Source organism: Bacillus sp. FSL R7-0685 (assembly GCF_038002425.1).
Classification (GTDB): domain Bacteria; phylum Bacillota; class Bacilli; order Bacillales; family Bacillaceae; genus Bacillus; species Bacillus subtilis.
Genome location: NZ_JBBOCN010000001.1, coordinates 396,811 through 421,580 on the forward strand (window position 1 = coordinate 396,811; position 24,770 = coordinate 421,580).

General features: G+C 48.6%; 13 protein-coding genes. 5 read left to right on the forward strand and 8 right to left on the reverse strand.

The window, feature by feature from the left end; translation table 11 throughout:
* The first annotated feature begins 8 nt into the window (after positions 1 to 8).
* From srfAB to MKY50_RS02135, 4 genes are all read left to right on the forward strand, one after another.
* The gene (gene srfAB / locus MKY50_RS02120) at positions 9 to 10,754 is read left to right on the forward strand and encodes a surfactin non-ribosomal peptide synthetase SrfAB (protein ID WP_445662036.1); all 10,746 of its coding nucleotides are present in this window, start codon (positions 9 to 11) and stop codon (positions 10,752 to 10,754) included.
* Positions 10,755 to 10,790: 36 nt separating this feature from the next.
* A complete protein-coding gene (gene srfAC, locus MKY50_RS02125) occupies positions 10,791 to 14,618 on the forward strand; it encodes a surfactin non-ribosomal peptide synthetase SrfAC (protein WP_341116088.1) in 3,828 nt (1,275 codons plus the stop codon).
* Between the two features lie 28 nt (positions 14,619 to 14,646).
* Positions 14,647 to 15,375: a surfactin biosynthesis thioesterase SrfAD gene (gene srfAD / locus MKY50_RS02130; protein WP_042977202.1), complete on the forward strand. Its 729-nt coding sequence runs from the start codon at positions 14,647 to 14,649 to the stop codon at positions 15,373 to 15,375.
* A gap of 100 nt (positions 15,376 to 15,475) precedes the next feature.
* The gene (locus MKY50_RS02135) at positions 15,476 to 16,705 is read left to right on the forward strand and encodes an MFS transporter (RefSeq protein WP_341116089.1); all 1,230 of its coding nucleotides are present in this window, start codon (positions 15,476 to 15,478) and stop codon (positions 16,703 to 16,705) included.
* 14 nt (positions 16,706 to 16,719) lie between these two features.
* Here MKY50_RS02135 and MKY50_RS02140 read toward each other — a convergent pair whose 3' ends face one another.
* Together MKY50_RS02140 and MKY50_RS02145 are read right to left on the reverse strand one after the other, a co-directional pair.
* A complete protein-coding gene (locus MKY50_RS02140) occupies positions 16,720 to 17,277 on the reverse strand; it encodes a YcxB family protein (protein ID WP_015252837.1) in 558 nt (185 codons plus the stop codon).
* Between the two features lie 53 nt (positions 17,278 to 17,330).
* Positions 17,331 to 18,269, reverse strand: a complete 939-nt coding sequence (locus tag MKY50_RS02145; RefSeq protein WP_341116091.1) for a DMT family transporter — start codon at positions 18,267 to 18,269, stop codon at positions 17,331 to 17,333.
* A 123-nt stretch (positions 18,270 to 18,392) separates the two neighbouring features.
* Here MKY50_RS02145 and MKY50_RS02150 point away from each other — a divergent pair, with 123 nt between their 5' ends.
* Entirely contained in the window at positions 18,393 to 19,727 is a 1,335-nt protein-coding gene (locus MKY50_RS02150; RefSeq protein WP_341116092.1) for an aminotransferase-like domain-containing protein, read from the forward strand.
* Here MKY50_RS02150 and MKY50_RS02155 read toward each other — a convergent pair.
* The 6 genes from MKY50_RS02155 to bsdA all read right to left on the reverse strand — a co-directional run bounded on the left by MKY50_RS02155 (position 19,722) and on the right by bsdA (position 24,711).
* Positions 19,722 to 20,396, reverse strand: a complete 675-nt coding sequence (locus MKY50_RS02155; protein WP_003234549.1) for a 4'-phosphopantetheinyl transferase — start codon at positions 20,394 to 20,396, stop codon at positions 19,722 to 19,724. The two genes, MKY50_RS02150 and MKY50_RS02155, sit on opposite strands and share 6 nt — an antisense overlap.
* A gap of 104 nt (positions 20,397 to 20,500) precedes the next feature.
* Positions 20,501 to 21,148, reverse strand: coding sequence for a YczE/YyaS/YitT family protein (locus MKY50_RS02160; RefSeq protein ID WP_014475783.1), 648 nt, complete (start codon positions 21,146 to 21,148; stop codon positions 20,501 to 20,503).
* Positions 21,149 to 21,468: 320 nt separating this feature from the next.
* Positions 21,469 to 22,212: a cystine ABC transporter ATP-binding protein TcyC gene (gene tcyC, locus MKY50_RS02165; protein ID WP_003234543.1), complete on the reverse strand. Its 744-nt coding sequence runs from the start codon at positions 22,210 to 22,212 to the stop codon at positions 21,469 to 21,471.
* Positions 22,213 to 22,225: 13 nt separating this feature from the next.
* Positions 22,226 to 22,930: a cystine ABC transporter permease TcyB gene (tcyB, locus tag MKY50_RS02170; protein WP_003234541.1), complete on the reverse strand. Its 705-nt coding sequence runs from the start codon at positions 22,928 to 22,930 to the stop codon at positions 22,226 to 22,228.
* Complete coding sequence (gene tcyA, locus MKY50_RS02175; RefSeq protein WP_015382752.1) at positions 22,917 to 23,723, reverse strand: cystine ABC transporter substrate-binding lipoprotein TcyA; 807 nt, start codon at positions 23,721 to 23,723, stop codon at positions 22,917 to 22,919. The genes tcyB and tcyA overlap by 14 nt, the downstream gene beginning before the upstream one ends.
* Positions 23,724 to 23,838: 115 nt before the next feature.
* Entirely contained in the window at positions 23,839 to 24,711 is an 873-nt protein-coding gene (gene bsdA, locus MKY50_RS02180) for a transcriptional regulator BsdA (protein WP_003234533.1), read from the reverse strand.
* Positions 24,712 to 24,770 lie beyond the last annotated feature (59 nt).

Genomic DNA, 24,770 nt, shown 5'->3' on the forward strand with positions numbered 1-24,770 from the left:
GGTGGCATATGAGCAAAAAATCGATTCAAAAGGTGTACGCACTGACACCAATGCAGGAGGGAATGCTGTATCATGCGATGCTTGATCCGCATTCTTCCTCGTACTTCACACAATTAGAGCTTGGGATTCACGGCGCTTTTGATCTTGAAATCTTTGAGAAAAGCGTCAATGAACTGATTCGGTCATACGATATTCTCCGTACGGTATTTGTGCATCAGCAGCTGCAAAAACCGCGTCAGGTCGTGTTAGTGGAACGCAAAACAAAGGTGCATTATGAGGATATCAGTCATGCAGACGAGAACCGCCAGAAAGAGCACATTGAGCGTTACAAACAAGACGTTCAGCGCCAAGGCTTTAACCTGGCAAAAGACATATTGTTCAAGGTAGCGGTTTTCCGCCTTGATGCAGATCAGCTGTATCTTGTCTGGAGCAATCATCATATTATGATGGACGGCTGGAGCATGGGCGTCCTCATGAAAAGCCTGTTCCAAAACTATGAAGCGCTCAGAGCAGGAAGGACACCTGCAAACGGTCAAGGCAAGCCTTACTCCGACTACATCAAATGGCTTGGAAAACAGGACAATGAAGAAGCGGAGAGCTACTGGAGCGAGCGCTTGGCGGGTTTTGAACAGCCAAGCGTGCTCCCGGGCCGCCTGCCTGTGAAAAAAGACGAATACGTCAATAAAGAATATTCCTTTACATGGGACGAAACATTGGTTGCCCGTATTCAGCAAACCGCAAATCTCCATCAAGTGACAGGGCCTAACCTATTTCAGGCCGTTTGGGGCATTGTTCTCAGCAAATACAACTTTACGGATGATGTTGTCTTCGGAACGGTCGTCTCAGGAAGGCCGTCTGAAATCAACGGAATCGAAACGATGGCGGGGCTGTTTATCAACACCATTCCAGTGCGGGTGAAAGTTGAACGAGATGCTGCATTCGCTGATATTTTCACAGCTGTTCAGCAGCATGCAGTAGAGGCAGAGCGTTACGATTACGTGCCGCTCTATGAGATTCAAAAACGCTCAGCCCTTGATGGCAATCTCTTAAACCATCTGGTCGCGTTTGAAAATTATCCGCTTGATCAAGAGCTTGAAAACGGCAGCATGGAAGACCGCCTCGGGTTTTCGATTAAGGTAGAAAGCGCATTTGAACAAACGAGCTTCGATTTCAACCTGATTGTGTATCCGGGCAAAACGTGGACCGTCAAAATTAAATATAACGGAGCCGCCTTTGATTCCGCTTTTATCGAACGGACAGCGGAGCACCTTACCCGCATGATGGAAGCAGCTGTCGATCAGCCGGCCGCTTTTGTGCGTGAGTACGGGCTTGTGGGAGACGAAGAGCAGCGGCAAATTGTCGAGGTGTTTAACAGCACGAAAGCCGAACTCCCTGAAGGAATGGCTGTTCACCAAGTGTTTGAAGAGCAAGCGAAACGGACGCCGGCGAGCACTGCCGTCGTATATGAAGGAACCGAGCTGACGTACCGCGAGCTAAATGCAGCGGCTAACCGCCTGGCGAAAAAGCTTGTCGAACAAGGGCTTCAAAAAGGGGAAACAGCAGCGATTATGAACGATCGCTCAGTAGAAACCGTTGTCGGCATGCTGGCTGTGTTAAAAGCAGGCGCCGCATATGTGCCGCTTGATCCAGCGCTTCCTGGGGATCGTCTTCGTTTCATGGCAGAGGACAGCTGCGTTCGAATGGTTTTGATCGGAAATTCTTATACAGGGCAGGCACATCAGCTGCAGGTGCCGGTTCTTACACTGGACATAGGCATTGAAGATGGCGAAGCTGACAATCTCAACCTGCCATCCGCCCCGTCTGATTTGGCGTACATCATGTACACATCCGGTTCAACGGGCAAACCGAAAGGCGTCATGATCGAACATAAAAGCATTCTGCGCCTCGTCAAAAATGCCGGGTACGTTCCTGTTACTGAAGAGGACCGCATGGCGCAAACAGGGGCAGTCAGCTTTGATGCCGGAACGTTTGAGGTATTCGGCGCACTGCTGAATGGCGCAGCGCTTTATCCGGTCAAAAAAGAGACACTGCTTGATGCGAAACAATTTGCTGCATTCCTGCGTGAGCAAAGCATCACAACTATGTGGCTGACATCACCTTTATTCAACCAGCTTGCTGCAAAGGATGCGGGTATGTTCGGCACACTGCGCCATTTAATCATCGGCGGAGATGCCCTTGTCCCGCATATTGTCAGCAAAGTAAAACAGGCATCGCCGTCGCTTTCATTGTGGAACGGATACGGCCCGACAGAAAACACGACGTTTTCAACCAGTTTTCTGATCGACCGCGAGTATGGCGGCTCTATCCCAATCGGGAAGCCGATCGGAAATTCCACTGCCTATATTATGGATGAGCAGCAATGCCTGCAGCCAATCGGCGCGCCTGGTGAGCTTTGCGTAGGCGGAATCGGTGTAGCGCGTGGGTATGTCAATCTCCCTGAGCTGACGGAGAAGCAATTTCTGGAAGACCCGTTCAGACCGGGTGAGAGAATTTACCGCACTGGTGACTTGGCAAGATGGCTGCCGGACGGCAATATCGAATTTTTAGGCAGAATCGACAACCAAGTGAAGGTGCGCGGCTTCCGAATTGAGCTTGGCGAAATTGAAACAAAACTGAACATGGCTGAGCATGTGACAGAAGCCGCGGTGATCATCCGCAAGAACAAAGCGGATGAAAATGAAATTTGCGCGTACTTTACGGCGGACCGTGAAGTGGCTGTGAGCGAGCTGAGAAAAACACTGTCTCAGTCTTTGCCTGACTATATGGTCCCTGCCCACCTGATTCAAATGGACAGTCTGCCGCTCACGCCAAACGGGAAAATCAACAAAAAGGAACTGCCTGCACCGCAATCAGAAGCTGTGCAGCCGGAATACGCAGCACCAGAAACAGAGAGTGAAAAGAAATTAGCGGAGATCTGGGAAGGAATACTCGGCGTCAAAGCAGGCGTTACCGATAACTTCTTTATGATCGGCGGCCATTCTTTGAAAGCGATGATGATGACGGCAAAAATCCAAGAGCATTTTCATAAGGAAGTTCCGATAAAAGTGCTTTTTGAAAAGCCGACTATTCAAGAACTGGCACTGTATTTGGAAGAGAACGAAAGCAAGGAGGAGCAGACGTTTGAACCGATCAGGCAAGCATCTTATCAGCAGCATTATCCTGTATCCCCGGCCCAGCGGAGAATGTATATCCTCAATCAGCTTGGACAAGCAAACACAAGCTACAACGTCCCCGCTGTACTTCTGCTGGAGGGAGAAGTAGATAAAGACCGGCTTGAAAACGCGATTCAGCAATTAATCAACCGGCACGAAATCCTCCGTACATCGTTTGACATGATCGACGGAGAGGTTGTGCAAACCGTTCATAAAAACATATCGTTCCAGCTGGAGGCTGCCAAGGGACGGGAAGAAGACGCGGAAGAGATGATCAAAGCATTTGTTCAGCCGTTTGAATTAAACCGCGCGCCGCTCGTCCGTTCGAAGCTTGTCCAGCTGGAAGAAAAACGCCACCTGCTGCTCATTGATATGCATCATATTATTACTGACGGAAGTTCAACAGGCATTCTAATCGGTGATCTTGCCAAAATATATCAAGGCGCAGATCTGGAACTGCCACAAATTCACTATAAAGATTACGCAGTTTGGCACAAAGAACAAACTAATTATCAAAAAGATGAGGAATACTGGCTCGATGTCTTTAAAGGCGAACTGCCAATACTGGATCTTCCCGCGGATTTCGAGCGGCCTGCTGAACGGAGCTTTGCGGGAGAGCGCGTGATGTTTGGGCTTGATAAGCAAATCACGGCTCAAATCAAATCACTCATGGCAGAAACAGATACGACAATGTACATGTTTTTGCTGGCGGCGTTCAATGTACTCCTTTCCAAGTACGCGTCACAGGATGATATCATTGTCGGCTCGCCGACAGCTGGCAGAACACATCCTGATCTGCAAGGTGTGCCGGGTATGTTTGTCAACACGGTGGCACTCAGAACGGCACCAACGGGAGATAAAACCTTCGCGCAATTCCTTGAAGAGGTCAAAACAGCCAGCCTTCAAGCATTCGAGCACCAGAGCTATCCGCTTGAGGAGCTGATTGAAAAGCTTCCGCTTACAAGGGATACAAGCAGAAGTCCGCTGTTCAGCGTGATGTTCAACATGCAGAATATGGAGATTCCTTCATTAAGATTAGGAGATTTGAAGATTTCCTCGTATTCCATGCTTCATCATGTTGCGAAATTTGATCTTTCCTTGGAAGCGGTCGAGCGTGAAGAGGATATCGGCCTAAGCTTTGACTATGCGACTGCCTTGTTTAAGGACGAGACGATCCGCCGCTGGAGCCGCCACTTTGTCAATATCATCAAAGCGGCCGCGGCTAATCCAAACGTTCGGCTGTCTGATGTAGATCTGCTTTCATCTGCAGAAACGGCTGCTTTGCTAGAAGAAAGACATATGACTCAAATTACCGAAACCTTTGCAGCACTTTTTGAAAAACAGGCCCAGCAAACACCTGACCATTCTGCGGTGAAGGCTGGCGGAAATCTGCTGACCTATCGCGAGCTTGATGAACAGGCGAACCAGCTGGCGCATCATCTTCGTGCCCAAGGGGCAGGAAATGAAGACATCGTCGCGATTGTTATGGACCGGTCAGCTGAAGTCATGATATCGATTCTCGGTATCATGAAGGCGGGGGCAGCTTTCCTTCCGATTGATCCTGATACACCCGAAGAACGAATCCGTTATTCATTAGAGGACAGCGGAGCAAAATTTGCGGTCGTGAATGAAAGAAACATGACGGCTATTGGGCAATATGAAGGGACAATCGTCAGCCTTGATGACGGTAAATGGAGAAATGAAAGCAAGGAGCGCCCATCATCCATTTCCGGGTCTCGCAATCTTGCATACGTCATTTATACGTCCGGTACGACCGGAAAGCCAAAGGGCGTGCAGATTGAGCATCGTAATCTGACAAACTATGTCTCTTGGTTTAGTGAAGAGGCGGGCCTGACGGAAAATGATAAGACTGTATTGCTTTCATCTTACGCATTTGACCTTGGCTATACGAGCATGTTCCCTGTACTTCTGGGCGGGGGCGAGCTCCATATCGTCCAGAAGGAAACCTATACGGCGCCGGATGAAATAGCGCACTATATCAAGGAGCATGGGATCACTTATATCAAGCTGACACCGTCTCTGTTCCATACAATAGTGAACACCGCCAGTTTTGCAAAAGATGCGAACTTTGAATCCTTGCGCTTGATCGTCTTGGGAGGAGAAAAAATCATCCCGACTGATGTTATCGCCTTCCGTAAGATGTATGGACATACCGAATTTATCAATCACTACGGCCCGACAGAAGCAACGATCGGCGCCATCGCCGGGCGGGTTGATCTGTCTGAGCCGGATGCATTTGCGAAACGCCCGACAATCGGACGCCCGATTGCGAATGCCGGTGCGCTTGTCTTAAATGAAGCATTGAAGCTTGTGCCGCCTGGAGCGAGCGGACAGCTCTATATCACGGGACAGGGGCTCGCGAGAGGGTATCTCAACAGGCCTCAGCTGACAGCCGAGAGATTTGTAGAAAATCCATATTCGCCGGGAAGCCTCATGTACAAAACCGGAGATGTCGTACGAAGACTTTCTGACGGTACGCTTGCATTTATCGGCCGGGCTGATGATCAGGTGAAAATCCGAGGCTACCGCATTGAGCCGAAAGAAATTGAAACGGTCATGCTCAGCCTCAGCGGAATTCAAGAAGCGGTTGTACTAGCGGTTTCCGAGGGCGGTCTTCAAGAGCTTTGCGCGTATTATACGTCGGATCAAGCTATTGAAAAAGCAGAGCTCCGGTACCAGCTTTCCCTAACACTGCCGTCTCATATGATTCCTGCTTTCTTTGTGCAGGTTGACGCGATTCCGCTGACGGCAAACGGAAAAACCGACAGAAACGCTTTGCCGAAGCCGAACGCGGCACAATCCGGAGGCAAGGCCTTGGCCGCACCGGAGACAGCGCTTGAAGAAAGCTTATGCCGCATTTGGCAGAAAACGCTTGGCATAGAAGCCATCGGCATTGATGACAATTTTTTCGATTTAGGCGGCCATTCATTAAAAGGGATGATGCTGATTGCCAACATTCAGGCGGAATTGGAGAAAAGCGTACCGCTTAAAGCACTGTTCGAGCAGCCGACTGTTCGCCAGCTGGCGGCTTATATGGAGGCGTCTGCCGTTTCAGGCGATCATCAAGTCCTCAAACCGGCTGACAAGCAGGCTATGTATCCATTGTCATCCGCACAGAAACGGATGTACGTGCTCAATCAGCTTGACCGCCGGACGATAAGCTACAACATGCCATCAGTTCTTCTAATGGAAGGAGAGCTTGATATTTCGCGCCTGCGCGACTCACTCAATCAGCTTGTGAACCGTCACGAATCATTGCGGACGTCATTTATGGAAGCTAATGGTGAGCCTGTTCAGCGCATCATTGAGAAGGCGGAGGTTGATCTTCATGTGTTTGAAGCCAAAGAAGACGAAGCGGACCAAAAGATTAAGGAATTTATCCGGCCATTCGACTTAAACGACGCACCGCTCATTCGCGCAGCTTTGCTTCGAATAGAAGCGAAAAAACATTTGCTGCTTTTAGATATGCATCATATCATCGCAGACGGCGTCTCAAGAGGCATCTTTGTAAAAGAATTGGCGCTGCTTTACAAAGGAGAGCAGCTTCCGGAGCCGACGCTTCATTATAAAGATTTCGCCGTTTGGCAAAATGAAGCTGAGCAAAAAGAACGGATGAAGGAGCATGAGGCGTACTGGCTGTCAGTTCTTTCAGGCGAGCTGCCTGAGCTTGATCTCCCGCTCGATTATGCCCGTCCGCCTGTGCAAAGCTTTAAAGGAGATACGATCCGTTTCCGTACGGGAAGTGAGACGGCAAAGGCGGTAGAAAAACTGCTTGCGGAAACCGGAACGACCTTGCACATGGTGCTCCATGCTGTTTTCCACGTCTTTTTAAGCAAAATTTCCGGACAGCGGGATATCGTCATCGGCTCCGTTACTGCCGGCCGGACGAATGCTGATGTTCAGGACATGCCGGGAATGTTCGTCAATACACTTGCCCTGAGAATGGAAGCGAAAGAACAGCAAACATTTGCGGAGCTTTTGGAGCAAGCAAAGCAGACGAACCTGTCAGCGCTTGAGCATCAGGAGTATCCGTTTGAAGATCTGGTTAATCAGCTTGATCTCCCTCGGGATATGAGCCGAAACCCATTGTTTAATGTGATGGTGACGACAGAAAACCCTGATAAAGAACAGCTTACATTGCAAAATCTGAGCATTTCACCTTATGAGGCTCATCAGGGAACTTCTAAGTTTGATCTGACACTGGGCGGATTTACTGATGAAAATGGCATTGGCTTGCAGCTCGAATATGCGACAGATCTGTTCGCGAAAGAAACAGCTGAAAAATGGAGCGAATACGTTCTGCGGCTACTAAAGGCTGTTGCGGATAACCCGAACCAGCCGCTTTCCAGCCTGTCACTGGTCACCGAGACAGAAAAGCAAGCGCTTCTTGAGGCATGGAAGGGCAAAGCGCTGCCTGTGCCGACAGACAAAACGGTTCATCAGCTATTCGAAGAGACTGTCCAGCGCCACAAAGACTGTCCGGCTGTCACATACAACGGCCAGTCTTGGACGTACGGCGAGCTGAATGCGAAGGCAAACCGTCTCGCGCGGATTCTGATGGACTGCGGCATCAGCCCGGATGACCGCGTCGGCATTCTCACGAAGCCGTCGCTTGAAATGTCCGCCGCGGTGCTCGGCGTCTTGAAAGCCGGAGCGGCGTTTGTGCCGATTGATCCTGACTACCCGGATCAGCGGATTGAGTATATTTTACAGGACAGCGGCGCGAAGCTTCTCTTGAAGCAAGAAGGGATTTCAGTGCCGGACAGCTTTACGGGAGATGTCATTCTTCTCGACGGAAGCCGCACGATTCTAAGCCTGCCGCTTGATGAAAACGACGAGGGAAATCCAGAAACCGCTGTAACCGCGGAGAACTTGGCGTACATGATTTACACGTCTGGAACGACCGGACAGCCGAAGGGTGTCATGGTCGAGCACCATGCGCTTGTGAACCTGTGCTTCTGGCACCACGACGCGTTCAGCATGACAGCGGAGGACCGCAGTGCGAAGTACGCGGGCTTTGGGTTCGACGCTTCCATTTGGGAGATGTTCCCGACCTGGACGATCGGTGCCGAGCTTCACGTCATTGATGAAGCGATCCGCCTCGATATCGTCCGCCTGAACGATTATTTTGAAACGAACGGCATAACGATCACGTTCCTGCCGACACAGCTTGCGGAACAGTTCATGGAGCTTGAGAACACATCACTTCGCGTCCTCTTGACCGGAGGAGACAAGCTGAAGCGGGCAGTGAAAAAGCCGTACACACTCGTCAACAACTACGGGCCGACAGAAAATACGGTCGTTGCCACAAGCGCAGAAATCCATCCGGAGGAAGGCTCGCTTTCCATCGGACGGGCCATTGCCAATACGAGAGTATACATTCTCGGCGAGGGCAATCAGGTGCAGCCGGAAGGCGTAGCCGGAGAGCTTTGCGTGGCGGGGCGCGGACTGGCACGAGGCTATCTGAATCGAGAAGACGAAACCGCGAAGCGGTTTGTCGCTGATCCGTTTGTGCCTGGTGAGCGCATGTACCGCACCGGCGATTTGGTGAAATGGACGGGCGGCGGCATCGAATACATCGGCCGGATCGACCAGCAGGTCAAGGTCCGCGGCTACCGGATCGAGCTCTCAGAAATTGAAGTCCAGCTCGCCCAGCTTTCTGAGGTGCAGGATGCGGCGGTGACAGCTGTCAAAGATAAAGGCGGCAACACAGCGATCGCGGCGTATGTCACACCGGAATCAGCTGACATAGAAGCACTGAAATCAGCACTGAAGGAAACCCTGCCGGATTACATGATCCCGGCGTTTTGGGTGACGCTGAACGAGCTTCCGGTTACGGCAAACGGCAAGGTGGACCGCAAAGCCTTGCCTGAGCCGGACATCGAAGCGGGAAGCGGAGAATATAAAGCGCCGACGACCGACATGGAAGAGCTGCTTGCCGGCATCTGGCAGGACGTGCTTGGAATGTCTGAAGTCGGTGTCACCGACAATTTCTTCTCGCTTGGCGGAGATTCCATCAAAGGAATTCAAATGGCGAGCCGCTTGAATCAGCACGGCTGGAAGCTGGAAATGAAAGATCTCTTCCAGCATCCGACGATCGAGGAGCTTACCCAATATGTAGAGCGTGCCGAAGGCAAACAGGCAGACCAAGGCCCGGTAGAGGGCGAAGTCATCCTGACGCCGATCCAGCGCTGGTTTTTTGAAAAGAACTTCACGAACAAGCACCACTGGAACCAATCTGTGATGCTTCACGCCAAGAAGGGCTTTGACCCTGAACGGGTGGAGAAAACATTGCAGGCGCTGATCGAGCATCATGACGCGCTTCGTATGGTCTATCGTGAGGAAAACGGGGACATCGTTCAGGCGTATCAACCGATCAGTGAGAGCAAGGTCAGCTTCGAAATCGTGGATCTGTACGGCTCCGATGAAGAGATGCTGAGAAGCCAGATTAAAATTCTCGCGAACAAGCTGCAGAGCAGTCTCGATCTGCAAAACGGGCCGCTTCTAAAGGCGGAGCAATATCGCACAGAAGCCGGGGATCACCTGCTCATTGCTGTACACCATCTGGTGGTCGACGGTGTGTCATGGCGGATTTTGCTTGAAGACTTTGCTTCAGGCTACATGCAGGCTGAGAAAGAAGAGAGCCTTGTCTTCCCGCAAAAAACAAACTCCTTCAAGGATTGGGCGGAAGAACTGGCGGCATTCAGCCAATCAGCGCATCTTTTACAGCAGGCTGAATACTGGTCGCAAATTGCCGCTGAACAGGTTTCTCCTTTACCGAAGGATTGTGAAACTGAGCAGCGGATCGTCAAGGATACATCATCTGTCCTATGTGAATTAACGGAAGAAGACACGAAACATCTTTTAACAGATGTTCATCAGCCATATGGAACTGAAATCAACGATATTCTTCTCAGCGCGCTTGGTTTGACAATGAAAGAATGGACAAAGGGGGCCAAAATTGGCATTAACCTTGAGGGACACGGCCGGGAGGACATTATCCCGAATGTGAATATCTCCAGAACGGTCGGCTGGTTTACGGCACAATACCCTGTTGTGCTCGACATATCTGACGCAGATGCCTCGGCTGTGATCAAAACAGTCAAAGAAAACCTGCGCCGCATTCCGGACAAAGGTGTTGGCTACGGCATTCTTCGTTATTTCACAGAAACAGCGGAAACAAAGGGCTTCACACCGGAGATCAGCTTCAACTATTTGGGCCAATTCGACAGTGAAGTCAAAACCGATTTCTTTGAACCGTCCGCTTTCGATATGGGGCGCCAAGTAAGCGGAGAATCAGAGGCGCTGTACGCTTTAAGCTTCAGCGGCATGATCAGAAATGGCCGGTTTGTGCTTTCCTGCTCCTACAATGAGAAGGAGTTTGAAAGAGCTACAGTCGAGGAGCAAATGGAACGGTTTAAAGAAAACCTCCTGATGCTAATCCGCCATTGCACGGAAAAAGAAGACAAGGAATTCACACCAAGCGACTTTAGCGCCGAAGACCTTGAAATGGACGAGATGGGAGATATCTTTGACATGCTTGAGGAGAATTTAAAATAAAACGCAAGGGAATTACAGAAGGCGGGAGCGAAACATATGAGTCAATTTAGCAAGGATCAGGTTCAAGATATGTATTACCTATCGCCGATGCAGGAAGGGATGCTTTTTCATGCCATCCTGAATCCCGGCCAAAGCTTTTACCTTGAACAAATCACGATGAAAGTAAAAGGCAGCTTGAATATCAAATGTCTTGAAGAAAGCATGAATGTGATCATGGACCGGTACGATGTATTTCGTACCGTGTTCATTCACGAAAAAGTAAAAAGACCTGTCCAAGTCGTATTGAAAAAACGGCAGTTCCATATAGAAGAAATCGATCTGACACACTTAACGGGCAGCGAGCAAACAGCCAAAATCAATGAGTACAAAGAACAGGATAAGATCAGAGGTTTTGATTTGACGCGGGATATTCCGATGCGGGCAGCCATTTTCAAGAAAGCTGAAGAAAGCTTTGAATGGGTGTGGAGCTACCACCACATTATTTTGGACGGATGGTGCTTCGGCATCGTCGTACAGGATCTATTTAAGGTATACAATGCTCTGCGCGAACAAAAGCCGTACAGCCTGCCGCCCGTCAAACCGTATAAAGACTACATCAAGTGGCTTGAAAAGCAGGATAAACAAGCATCACTGCGTTACTGGCGCGAATATTTAGAGGACTTTGAAGGACAAACGACGTTTGCGGAGCAAAGAAAGAAACAAAAGGACGGCTATGAGCCGAAAGAGCTGCTCTTTTCACTGCCGGAGGCGGAAACAAAGGCCTTTACCGAGCTTGCAAAATCGCAGCATACCACTTTAAGTACGGCGCTGCAGGCAGTCTGGAGCGTATTGATCAGCCGCTATCAGCAGTCTGGCGATTTGGCCTTCGGTACAGTTGTTTCAGGGCGTCCCGCGGAAATCAAAGGCGTTGAACATATGGTCGGGCTGTTTATCAACGTTGTCCCGAGACGTGTGAAGCTGTCTGAGGGTATCACATTTAACGGCTTGCTCAAGCAGCTGCAGGAGCAATCGCTGCAGTCTGAGCCGCATCAATATGTGCCGCTTTATGACATCCAAAGCCAGGCCGATCAGCCGAAACTGATTGACCACATCATTGTTTTTGAGAACTATCCGCTTCAGGATGCGAAAAATGAAGAAAGCAGTGAAAACGGCTTTGATATGGTGGATGTTCATGTTTTTGAGAAGTCGAATTATGATCTCAACCTGATGGCTTCCCCGGGAGATGAGATGCTGATTAAGCTTGCCTATAATGAGAATGTGTTTGATGAGGCGTTTATCCTGCGCTTGAAATCTCAGCTTCTTACAGCAATTCAGCAGCTCATCCAGAATCCTGATCAGCCTGTCAGCACGATCAACCTCGTTGACGACAGGGAGAGAGAATTTTTGCTAACCGGCTTAAACCCGCCGGCTCAAGCTCATGAAACAAAGCCTCTGACGTATTGGTTCAAGGAAGCAGTGAACGCCAATCCGGATGCACCGGCGCTTACGTATTCCGGCCAGACCCTGTCTTATCGCGAATTAGATGAGGAAGCGAACCGCATTGCACGCCGGCTGCAAAAACACGGTGCGGGCAAAGGCTCTGTTGTAGCGCTGTACACGAAGCGCTCACTTGAATTGGTGATCGGCATTCTCGGTGTATTAAAGGCGGGAGCAGCCTATCTGCCGGTTGATCCGAAGCTGCCAGAGGACCGAATCTCGTATATGCTGGCTGACAGTGCGGCAGCCTGTCTTCTGACGCATCAGGAGATGAAAGAACAAGCGGCTGAGCTGCCGTATACAGGCACAACGCTCTTCATTGATGATCAAACACGGTTTGAAGAACAGGCAAGCGATCCTGCAACCGCGATTGATCCTAATGATCCGGCATATATCATGTACACGTCCGGCACAACCGGAAAGCCAAAGGGCAATATGACCACTCATGCCAATATTCAAGGTTTGGTCAAGCATGTAGACTACATGGCATTTTCTGATCAGGATACGTTCTTGTCTGTTTCGAATTACGCCTTTGACGCATTTACTTTTGATTTCTATGCTTCTATGCTGAATGCGGCACGGCTCATTATCGCAGATGAACATACGCTGCTTGATACAGAACGGCTCACAGATCTGATCCTGCAAGAGAATGTCAATGTCATGTTTGCGACAACCGCACTATTTAATCTTCTCACAGATGCGGGAGAGGATTGGATGAAGGGGCTTCGCTGCGTGTTATTCGGCGGAGAGCGCGCGTCTGTGCCTCACGTCAGAAAAGCGCTGCGGGTCATGGGGCCGGGCAAGCTGATTAACTGCTACGGGCCGACTGAGGGAACAGTGTTTGCGACAGCTCACGTCGTGCATGATCTGCCGGATTCCATCTCCTCATTGCCGATTGGAAAGCCGATCAGCAATGCCAGTGTTTATATTCTGAACGAGCAAAGCCAGCTCCAGCCATTCGGGGCGATCGGTGAACTGTGCATCAGCGGAATGGGCGTGTCAAAAGGGTATGTAAATCGTGCTGACCTCACGAAGGAAAAGTTTATCGAGAACCCGTTCAAGCCGGGAGAAACGCTTTACCGTACAGGGGATTTAGCGCGCTGGCTGCCGGATGGAACGATTGAATACGCCGGCCGTATTGACGACCAGGTCAAAATACGCGGACACCGGATTGAGCTTGAAGAAATCGAAAAGCAGCTGCAGGAATACCCAGGTGTGAAAGATGCGGTCGTTGTGGCGGACCGCCCTGAGTCTGGCGATGCATCAATCAATGCCTACCTTGTGAACCGAACGCAGCTTTCAGCTGAAGACGTGAAGGCGCACCTGAAAAAACAGCTTCCTGCTTACATGGTGCCGCAAACCTTTACCTTCTTGGATGAGCTTCCTTTAACGACGAACGGGAAAGTCAATAAACGGCTGCTCCCAAAACCTGATCAGGATCAGCTGGCGGAAGAATGGATTGGACCGCGGAACGAGATGGAAGAAACAATCGCACAAATATGGTCTGAGGTTCTCGGCAGAAAGCAAATTGGCATTCATGACGATTTCTTTGCGCTCGGAGGGCATTCCTTGAAGGCCATGACCGCCGCGTCCCGCATCAAGAAAGAGCTCGGGATTGATCTTCCAGTGAAGCTTTTGTTTGAAGCGCCGACGATCGCCGGCATTTCAGCGTATTTGAAAAACGGGGGCTCTGATGGCTTGCAGGATGTAACGATAATGAATCAGGATCAGGAGCAGATCATTTTCGCATTTCCGCCGGTTCTGGGCTATGGCCTTATGTACCAAAATCTGTCCAGCCGCTTGCCGTCATACAAGCTATGCGCCTTTGATTTTATTGAGGAGGAAGACCGGCTTGACCGCTATGCGGATTTGATCCAGAAGCTGCAGCCGGAAGGGCCTTTAACATTGTTTGGATATTCAGCGGGATGCAGCCTGGCGTTTGAAGCTGCGAAAAAGCTTGAGGAACAAGGCCGTATTGTTCAGCGGATCATCATGGTGGATTCCTATAAAAAACAAGGTGTCAGTGATCTGGACGGACGCACGGTTGAAAGTGATGTCGAAGCGTTGATGAATGTCAATCGGGACAATGAAGCGCTCAACAGCGAAGCCGTCAAACAAGGCCTCAAGCAAAAAACACATGCCTTTTACTCATACTACGTCAACCTGATCAGCACAGGCCAGGTGAAAGCAGATATTGATCTGTTGACTTCCGGCGCTGATTTTGACATGCCGGAATGGCTTGCATCATGGGAAGAAGCTACAACAGGTGTTTACCGTGTGAAAAGAGGCTTCGGAACACACGCAGAAATGCTGCAGGGCGAAACGCTAGATAGGAATGCCGGGATTTTGCTCGAATTTCTTAATACACAAACCGTAACGGTTTCATAAATGAAGTGATGAAAGGAGGAGACAGCCAATGAGCCAACTCTTCAAATCATTTGATGCGTCGGAAAAAACACAGCTCATCTGTTTTCCGTTTGCCGGCGGCTATTCGGCGTCGTTTCGCCCTCTCCATGCTTTTTTGCAGGGGGAGTGCGAGATGCTCGCTGCCGAGCCGCCGGGACACGGCACGAATCAAACGTCAGCCATTGAGGATCTCGAAGAGCTGACGGATTTGTACAAGCAAGAACTGAACCTTCGCCCTGATCGGCCGTTTGTGCTGTTCGGACACAGTATGGGCGGAATGATCACCTTCAGGCTGGCGCAAAAGCTTGAGCGTGAAGGCATCTTTCCGCAGGCGGTTATTATTTCTGCAATCCAGCCGCCTCATATTCAGCGGAAGAAAGTGTCCCACCTGCCTGATGATCAGTTTCTCGATCATATTATCCAATTAGGCGGAATGCCCGCAGAGCTTGTTGAAAATAAGGAGGTCATGTCCTTTTTCCTGCCTTCTTTCCGATCAGATTACCGGGCTCTTGAACAATTTGAGCTTTTCGATCTGGCCCAGATCCAGTCGCCTGTTCATGTCTTTAACGGGCTTGATGATAAAAAATGCATACGAGATGCGGAAGGGTGGAAGAAGTGGGCAAAAGACATCACATTCCATCAATTTGACGGCGGGCACATGTTCCTGCTGTCACAAACGGAAGAAGTCGCAGAACGGATTTTTGCGATCTTGAATCAGCATCCGATCATTCAACCGTGATCAAAAGCGGACAGCTTCGGCTGTTCCGCTTTTTTTGTGTTGAATGCCAATTTTTGCATGGTATAATAGTCGAAATACTCAAATAAAGGCAGGTTGAAACATGCGCACGTCTCCCAGGATGAAATGGTTTGTATTGCTGTTTACGTTTGTTTTCGCCATCGGAATGAACTCATTCAGAAATTCCTTTCAATTTTTTATGCTGCCAATGGCAGATGCCTTCCATGCCGACAGGTCGCTGATTTCGGTTTCTGTCAGCATTTTTATGATCACAACCGGCATCGTCCAGTTTTTTGTCGGTTTTTTTATCGACCGTTTCAGTGTCAGAAAAATTATGGCGCTTGGAGCTGTCTGCATCAGCGCAAGCTTTTTGGTGCTTCCTTATTCACCGAATGTTCATGTGTTTTCCGCCATTTACGGTGTGCTTGGCGGAATCGGCTATTCCTGCGCGGTCGGCGTGACGACCCAGTACTTCATCAGCCGTTGGTTTGACACACATAAAGGTCTGGCGCTTGCTATTTTGACCAATGCCAACTCTGCGGGCCTGCTGCTTCTCTCACCCATTTGGGCTGCGGCTCCGTATCATGCCGGCTGGCAGAGCACCTATACGATTTTGGGAATCGTCATGGCGGCTGTTCTGCTGCCGCTCCTCGTCTTTGGGATGAAGCACCCGCCGTATGCGCAAGCGGAGTCTGTGAAAAAATCTTATGATTGGCGGGGGTTTTGGAACGTGATGAAGCAATCCCGCCTCATTCATATCCTGTACTTCGGCGTGTTTACTTGCGGATTTACGATGGGAATTATTGATGCTCACCTCGTCCCGATACTGAAGGATGCGCATGTCTCTCATGTCAACGGAATGATGGCCGCGTTCGGGGCGTTTATCATCATTGGCGGATTATTGGCGGGCTGGCTGTCAGATCTCCTCGGCAGCAGAAGCGTCATGCTATCCATCTTATTTTTCATTCGGCTGCTCAGCCTCATTTGCCTGCTCATTCCCATTCTCGGAATTCATCACAGCGACCTTTGGTACTTCGGGTTTATCCTGTTATTCGGGCTCAGTTACACAGGCGTGATCCCGCTGACCGCAGCGTCAATTTCGGAAAGCTATCAAACAGGATTGATCGGATCGCTGTTAGGCATCAATTTCTTTATCCATCAGGTTGCCGGAGCTCTCAGCGTGTATGCGGGCGGTTTGTTTTTTGACATGACTCATGGTTATTTGCTGATTGTCGCTGTGTGCATCGTGTTTGTGGGTTTATCGGCTGTAATAGAGCTGGTGCCGCCGTTTTTAGATAAACAAAAGGCAAAAGAAACCCACCATTCAATATAAAAGGATCAGCACTGTCAATGCTGATCCTTTTTAAATTTGAGTTTTTTTGTTCCGGTATTTTTAAGGATAATCCCCCTGAATCTGTTCATTTCCTCTTTGGAATGAAAAAAACGTTTTGGGATCGCAATATATTGGCCACTTGATGTATTGACCCTGAAGATATTTTTATATTCGAAAACAGCTGTGATTTCATCCCAATTGAAAATGAGGTCATATTTTTTAGAACATATACGAATTCCTTCTTGGTTCAGAGTATATGTTCTTTTCGATTTCATCCGTTCGTTCTTCTTGTATGCTCTGGAAAACTTCACATATAGAAGAAGGAGGAGCAGCAGTGTAAACAGAACTGACATCACGATAATCAACATACTGTTCATAAACAAGTTAAGCGCGTCACTGCCATAAACGATACGGGGCCATCCGTTAATGAAGTTAACTGCAGCAAATATGGCGCAAAACAAAAGAAAGTAAAAGCATGATATTTTTGCGATTTGATAAAAAAAGATTTCTCTTACATCCTTAAAAACGATTTCTCCTGGAAGATTGATACTTTCACTAGCATATTGAATCATACGGTAAACCTACACCTCTAACCATGTTTTTCCTTTCAGTCTAGCATAATTTCTCATTTTTTTGCAGGCATACCAGGGCGCTTTGTTTTTTTCTCCAGATTGATATTGCTCCCCACCACGCCAATCATAATACAAACAGCCCCGGCAAGATGATACCAGGCCAGGCTTTCGTTGAGAATCAAAACTCCTGCAATCATCGTCACAATGGTAGATACATGATTAAAAGCGCTCATTTTAAACGCCACAATTCGCGACAGCGTATAGTTAGACAGAAATGAAGTGACAAGTGAAGACAGCACGCCCAAATACACAATGGCGAGAACGAAGCCGGGCTCCCGGAACGGCAGAAAATAAGTGCCGACTGTTCCCGCCGCTCCGTGACGCACAAGGGCGATGGCGTTGAAGACGACAAAGCCGATGGCTGACATGATGTAGGTGAGCTCGGTCAGCTTGAACCGCTGCGTCATTTTTCTGGCAGCAGTATTGTACATCGCTGAGGACAAAGCGGACAATAGGATCAGCAAAGACCCTTTTAAGCTGGCTGATTCCACGTCAACGCCTTTCATCACAAAAATAAACATGACGCCGGCAACGGATAAAACCGTGAACCCTTTTTGCGTCCACGTTGGGCGTTCCTTTAAAACATAAGCGGCAAAGACCATCGTGAAAATCGGAATGGCTGCCTGAATAATTCCCGCTTCAGAGGAGGACGAGTACACAAGGCCGAATGCCTGAAAGCTGAAAAATAACGCGGGATACAGCAGGGCGAGCGGCAAAATGGCAATGACGTCCTTTACGCGGATTGATAGCTTTACCCAGCCGAATAAGATCGGTACAGTGGCCGCAGCAAGCGCAATGGTGAACCGATGCGCCAAAATATCAAACGGCTCTGCTGTTTGCAGTGCGATTTTTACGAATAGAAAGGATAAACCGATAATGAACGAATATAAAATAGCCGCTATATAAGCGGGGGTTTGCTGATGTTTAACCATAATGGGAAGGGCTCCTTTACCTGAATTGCAGCGCCGGTCGCTCCCTTTATTGTATGGCCGCGGTCAGAACGGTACAATGAGAAAAACAATGAACTGTACCGGTACAAAACAGGGGGAGAAGGCATGGAAAAATATATGAGTCTATTAACGAGGATAGAGGAGATGATGCAAAGCACCGCCTATCAAGAAGGAGACAGGCTTCCATCTATCCGTCAGCTGTCCGCCCGCTACCAAGTCAGCAAAAGCACAGTGATCCGCGCGCTGCAGGAGCTGGAAAAGCGCCACCTTATCTATTCTGTTCCAAAAAGCGGCTATTATATTGTGAAAAAGGCAGGGAAATCAAAAAGCGGGCAGCCTGGCCCCATCGACTTTGCCACATCTGCGCCGGACCCAGATGTGTTTCCGTATCTTGATTTTCAGCACTGCATCAACAAAGCGATTGATACATACAAAAACGATTTGTTTATTTATGGGACGCCAAAGGGGCTTCCATCACTCATCCGCGTACTCCGAAAGCTCTTGGCCACTCAACAGGTATTTGCGGATGAACGGCATATTTTCATTACATCAGGTGTCCAGCAGGCGTTATCCTTGCTTTGTGCCATGCCGTTCCCAAATGGGAAAGAAAAGATCGCCATTGAACAGCCGGGCTACCATTTGATGGTCGAACAGCTTGAGACGCTTGGGATTCCCGCCATCGGGGTGAAACGAATGGAAGAAGGGCTTGATATAGCCGAGGTTGAGCGGTTATTTCAAACAGAATCGATTAAATTTTTTTATACGATGCCCCGCTTCCATAACCCGCTTGGCTGCTCTTTGTCAGAGCGTGATAAACAGGAGCTTGTGAGACTGGCAGAAGCGTATGATGTCTACCTCGTTGAGGATGATTACCTCGGTGATCTGGAGGAAAATAAAAAGGCAGATCCGCTGTACGCATATGATCTGTCCTCACATGTCATCTATTTGAAAAGCTTCTCGAAAATGATGTTCCCCGGCCTTCGCGTGGGGGCGGCTGTTTTACCCGAAGCGCTGACTGACACGTTCTATGCGTACAAAAAGCTGAACGACATCGACTGTTCGATGATTTCTCAAGCGGCATTGGAGATTTACCTGAAAAGCGGTATGTACGGCAGGCATAAGGAGAAAATCAGAGATTCTTATAAAGAGCGGTCGCTGAGGCTACATCAAGCCATTCAAACACACAGGCAGCTGGGAAGCGGCCGCTTTACGTTCTCCAGCGGGCAGGCACCCTGTATGCACACCCATCTGGTGCTTCCTCAGGATCTGCCCGCCTCAAGAGTGATTCATAGGCTGAAAAAACAAGGGGTGATCCTTGAGGCGATAGACCGTCATTATTTATCAGATTATCAGAAAGAAAATCTATTAAAAATCAATATTTCCAATGTGAAAACGGAAGATATTGAGCGCGGTGTCAAGCTGTTGATGAGCCATTTATAAAAGCTCTTCGTACGAGACCATTGTGATATCCTCGGGGAAATCAGGGTGTGCGGCGCATACAGCCATTTTGTAGCCGGGATCGACCTCATACGTTTTGATATAGCATGGGGAATGGCTGTCCGGAAGCTCAATGGATACTTGTCCGTCCTGGTGCAGGCGCACTGAAAAGGAATCAAGCGGAAGCGATAAGCCTTTGCCTTCCTGTTTGATAAAGCTTTCTTTCATTGACCATAGATGATAAAAATAGTCTGTCTGCTCGTCCTTGTCTTTTGCTAAAAGGTCGCTGTACTCTGTTTTTGAAAAGAAGCGCTTGGCGATCTCAAGGCTGATCGGTTTCGTTTTTTCGATATCTATGCCGATCGGCTGTGAATCAAACGCGCAAATGACCCAGCGTCCGGAGTGAGAAATGTTGAAATGAGCGTCGGGAAGATCAGGGATGCACGGCTTCCCGTATTCCTGCGTGCTAAAGCGGATATCGGATTTGTCCAACTGATACTGCCTGCTTATGACTGAGCGAACGAGCACATCTCCCAGCAGGGTGCGGTGAGCATCTTCTTTATGATAAAATCTCCGGCATTTCTCCCGTTTTTCAGGTGATATGAAAGACATGAACCGTTCATTTTCTTCCTGTGAAAGCGGGCGGTCCATATAAATTCCGTAAATCTTCATTCTAGATCCTCCGTCTGCAAAAGATTGTCAAAACCATCCTATCATACTTCCACAAGACTCATATAGAGGAGAAAATAAAAAAACAAAGCCAAGGCGGCTTTGTTTTAGTGTACAGGCGGAGATGCTTTCACAGCGGCTGTCCGCCTTGCCACAGCATAATTCAGCAACTGGATTGACTGGGGCAATGAAAAGCGCAAAATAAGTCCTGTGAGGATGGCGGTCAAAATGGTGCCAAAACCGATCGGCCCGCCCATGCCCCATGCCGCAAACAAAATGGTTATTTCCATGCCGTTCCGCACCCATTGCACATTCCAGCCGGTTTTTTCTGTAATCAGCATCATCAGTGAATCACGCGGCCCCGCACCAAGGCCTGCTGATACATAAACACCGACGCCGTAACCGATCAGCACCACGCCTAGAGAGAAGACGATGATCGAGCCTGTGTAGGTCGAGGGGGCAGGCAGAATGAAATTGAAAAAATCTATAAATACACCAATGAGCACCATATTCAGGAGGGCCCCAATTTTCGGCCAAGCTCTCGTAAACAATGACGTGAATCCGACGATGAGCGCTCCAATAATGATGGACCACTGGCCGACGGTAAGCCCGAAGTGCTGAAACAGGCTGTAATGAAATGCATCCCACGGACTAATGCCGAGTGCTTTTCCTTCTATCGTCAGGGATACACCAAAAGCCAAAATGATCAAACCGGCAAAATAAAATGTCCAGCGCAGAACAAGTTCTTGCTTCACGTGAGGTCCCTTCTTTCCTAAAAATCAGTCGATTGTCATTGTAGCACATCTGACAGAAGGGCGGAATAGGCGAAAGGGGCTCAACAAAAAAACAGGGCCGCCGCAGGCGCCCTGTTTCAGCGTGTTGGCAAACCCTTGCATTCGTTGTCAGGCCTGTGCTTCGGTGCTCACGAATTTAACATTCGCTGTGCTCCAATGCTCGCCCTTCCTAGACTTCAAAGGTTTTCAATCACGCTGAAAATCACAAAATCCTAAAACGAATATCGTTTTAGGATTTTGTCAATAATCTGAAACAGGGCGCGGGCGCCCTGTTTTTCTTATTACAGCGGGTTCAAAATCCGGTTTAAGAACCGCTGTGTCCGTTCTTCTTTTGGTGCGGAGAAAATTTGCTCCGGCGGTCCCTGCTCCACGATAACGCCGCCGTCGATGAAGATGACTTCATCCGCAACCTCCTGCGCGAACTTGATTTCGTGGGTCACGACGACCATGGTCCAGCCTTCATTGGCCAAGTCCTTGATAACCTTCAGCACCTCTCCGACAAGCTCGGGATCAAGCGCTGAGGTCGGTTCGTCAAACAGCATGAGCTCAGGCTGAATCGCCAGTGCGCGGGCGATGCCGACGCGCTGCTGCTGGCCGCCGGAAAGCTGGAACGGATATAAATCCATTTTGTCCTTCAATCCGACTTTATCAAGAAGCTGAATCGCTTCTTTTCTGACTTCCTCTTTGTTCCGTTTTTGCACCTGAATAGGGCCCTCCATCACGTTTTCGAGGGCTGTGCGGTGCGGGAACAGGTGATACGCCTGAAACACCATTCCGGATTTTCGGCGAAGCTTTAGGATATCCGCCTGTTTCACCTTTTTGGAGAAATCGATGGAGAAATCATCAAATGCAAGCTCTCCGCGATTCGGGATCTCCAGAGCGTTCAGGCAGCGGAGCAGCGTCGTTTTCCCTGAACCTGAAGGCCCAAGTATGGCGATGACTTTTCCTTTTTCAATCTTCATATCTATCTTTTTTAAAATTTCATTTTCACCGAATGATTTGTTTAATCCTTTAACGGTAAGCATACTCGGAACCTCCTTATTTGGCCACGTAGCGGTCAAGACGCCGTTCGATGACATGCTGGACGAGTGAGAGCAGGAAGCAGATAATCCAATAAATAAAGGCTGCTTCAATATAGATCACTAAAATTTGATCAAGATTCCGCGCGCCGATTTCCTGGGCTTTTCTGAACAGCTCTGCGACCAGAATTTGAGAGGCGAGGGATGTATCTTTAATCAGGCTGATAAAGGTATTGGATAATGGCGGGATCGACACACGAAACGCCTGCGGCAAAATGACGCGGAACAGCGTTTTTTGATGTGTCATGCCAATTGTGTAGCCGGCTTCCCATTGCCCTTTCGGCACGGATAAAATAGATGCCCGAATGATTTCAGATGCATAGGCGCCGACGTTTAATGAAAAGGCGATAACTGCGCTTGGAAATGGATCTAATGTGACATTAAAGGCCGGGAACAGATAGAAAATGATGAACAATTGAACGAGAAGAGGAGTGCCGCGTATTGCGGATACGTATACGCTGAACACCCATCTCAAAGGTCTCACTTTCGACATTCTGGCAAGCGCCGTAATCAGCGCCAGGATCATTCCGAATATAAAGGAAAGAATCGTAAGGGGAATCGTATAGTAGATTCCCCCTGAAAGTATCGGCCAGAATGACTGCTGCACCAGATCCCACGGGATCGCCGTGCCAAGCGTCAATGCCGGCAGATTATTTAGAAACATCTTCGCCGAACCATTTTTTAGAAATTTTAGAAAGAGTCCCGTCCTCTTTCATTTCTTTTAATGCTTTGTTGACTTGATCAACAACCTCGCCGCTTCCTTTACGGAACGTGAAATATGTTGACTGAGGATCACCTGTTTCAAACGCGATTTTCACGTTTTTATTGCCAGATGTTTTTAAGTAGTTCAATACGGCAAGCTTATCGTTGTATGTCATATCGACGCGGCCTTGCTGGATCATTTGAAGGGCCTGCGCCATGCCTTCAACGCCTTCTACTTTAGCGCCGGCATTTGTAGCTAATTTGTTGTAGTTGCTTGTCAGTGATTGAGCTGACGTTTTTCCTTTTACATCTGCTTCAGACTTAATATCGTTGTTGTCTTTTTTCGTTACGACAACGGCTCTTGATGTTGTGTATTTATCTGAGAAATCATATTTGTCTTCACGATCTGTTTTTCCGACTTGGTTGGCAACAACGTCAAACCGTTTGGAATTCAGGCCGGCAAACATACTGTCCCATTGTGTTTCCTTAAAGTCGACTTTAAGCCCGAGGCGTTTTGCGACTTCTGTGATAACTTCGACATCATAGCCAGTCAGTTTATCAGTGTCTTTGTCGTGGTAAGTGAACGGCTCATATGTTCCTTCCGTTCCGACTGTGAGCACACCTTTTTTCTTAATTGAAGCCCAAAGATCGCCATCTTTGGCATTATCTTTTGACTGATTGTCATTTCCTGCTCCGCAAGCTGCAAGAGCTGCAATACTTACGACCATGAATAAAGCCAATAATGCTTTTTTCATCTTATTCCCCACTTTTCTGGTTGATTTTATTGAAATAAAAAAATAGCTTACAAATCTAAAGGATAACTTTTTTTTAGTATGAGTCAAGTAATTGGTTTTCATAAGGCGAAATCTTTTAAAATAAATCCAAAAATTGCTGTGCCGGTTTAGGCAAATAACTGTCCGTTCTCCACATGACAGCCGGTGTCATAATGAAGGGATTATTTTCGATATGGACGGTGTGAACGTGATTTCTCATATGAACGGGAATCATTGTGACAGGCAAAATAGACGCGCCGAATCCGGATGACACGAGGCTGAGCAAAGTTGCAGAGTCGTGGCATTCACAAACAATGCGCGGCTCCAGGTTCAAACGATGAAATTCATTCATGACCTGATTATAGACGCCTTTTCCGTTGACAGGCCGCAGCAGGATCAGCGGAAATGAAGGAATGTCCTCCATCTTAATGGTGTCTCCGCACGGATATCCGGCTTCATCTGAAAGCACGAGCACACATGGAATGTCATCAAGCTGTTTGAATTGTACTGTGTCACTTTTGATCAGTGTTGTCGTGACCGCCGCATCGATTTGCCGGCTTTCCAGCAGCTCCAACAGTGTCGCGGGCTCATTTTCCCAAATATTAAAGGTGAGATGGGGGTATCTCTCTTTGATCTGTGTTACTTTTTCAAGCATCAGAGCCGCGCAATAAATTGTTGATCCCACGGCAAGTGTGCCGGCTACTTCCTCCTTCAGCTCCTGTACCTCAATGACTGCATCTTCAAACCTATGCAGAATCTCTTTTGCTCTTTTTAGAAAAACAGCTCCTTCATATGTAAGAGTCATTTGTTTTTTCTTGTTCCGGTCGAACAGAACAACACCAAGCTCGTCCTCCAGCTGTTTGAGCTGCCTGCTTAAAGGCGGCTGCGCCATGTGAAGCTTTTTGGCTGCGGACGTAATTTTCTGTTCTTGGGCAATGGTAATGAAATATCGAAGCTGGCGAATGTCCAAAAGAAAGCGCCTCCTTATCATACCTTTTAGGTATGAAATATAGATTTAATAGATATTTT

Excerpts from the sequence above, each read along its gene's own strand:
- srfAC (WP_341116088.1), top strand. The coding sequence starts at position 10,791 with ATGAGTCAATTTAGCAAGGATCAGGTTCAAGATATGTATTACCTATCG.
- srfAD (WP_042977202.1), top strand. The coding sequence starts at position 14,647 with ATGAGCCAACTCTTCAAATCATTTGATGCGTCGGAAAAAACACAGCTC.
- MKY50_RS02150 (WP_341116092.1), top strand. The coding sequence starts at position 18,393 with ATGGAAAAATATATGAGTCTATTAACGAGGATAGAGGAGATGATGCAA.
- tcyA (WP_015382752.1), bottom strand. The coding sequence starts at position 23,723 with ATGAAAAAAGCATTATTGGCTTTATTCATGGTCGTAAGTATTGCAGCT.
- MKY50_RS02140 (WP_015252837.1), bottom strand. The coding sequence starts at position 17,277 with ATGATTCAATATGCTAGTGAAAGTATCAATCTTCCAGGAGAAATCGTT.
- tcyC (WP_003234543.1), bottom strand. The coding sequence starts at position 22,212 with ATGCTTACCGTTAAAGGATTAAACAAATCATTCGGTGAAAATGAAATT.
- MKY50_RS02155 (WP_003234549.1), bottom strand. The coding sequence starts at position 20,396 with ATGAAGATTTACGGAATTTATATGGACCGCCCGCTTTCACAGGAAGAA.
- MKY50_RS02145 (WP_341116091.1), bottom strand. The coding sequence starts at position 18,269 with ATGGTTAAACATCAGCAAACCCCCGCTTATATAGCGGCTATTTTATAT.
- tcyB (WP_003234541.1), bottom strand. The coding sequence starts at position 22,930 with ATGTTTCTAAATAATCTGCCGGCATTGACGCTTGGCACGGCGATCCCG.
- MKY50_RS02135 (WP_341116089.1), top strand. The coding sequence starts at position 15,476 with ATGCGCACGTCTCCCAGGATGAAATGGTTTGTATTGCTGTTTACGTTT.
- srfAB (WP_445662036.1), top strand. The coding sequence starts at position 9 with ATGAGCAAAAAATCGATTCAAAAGGTGTACGCACTGACACCAATGCAG.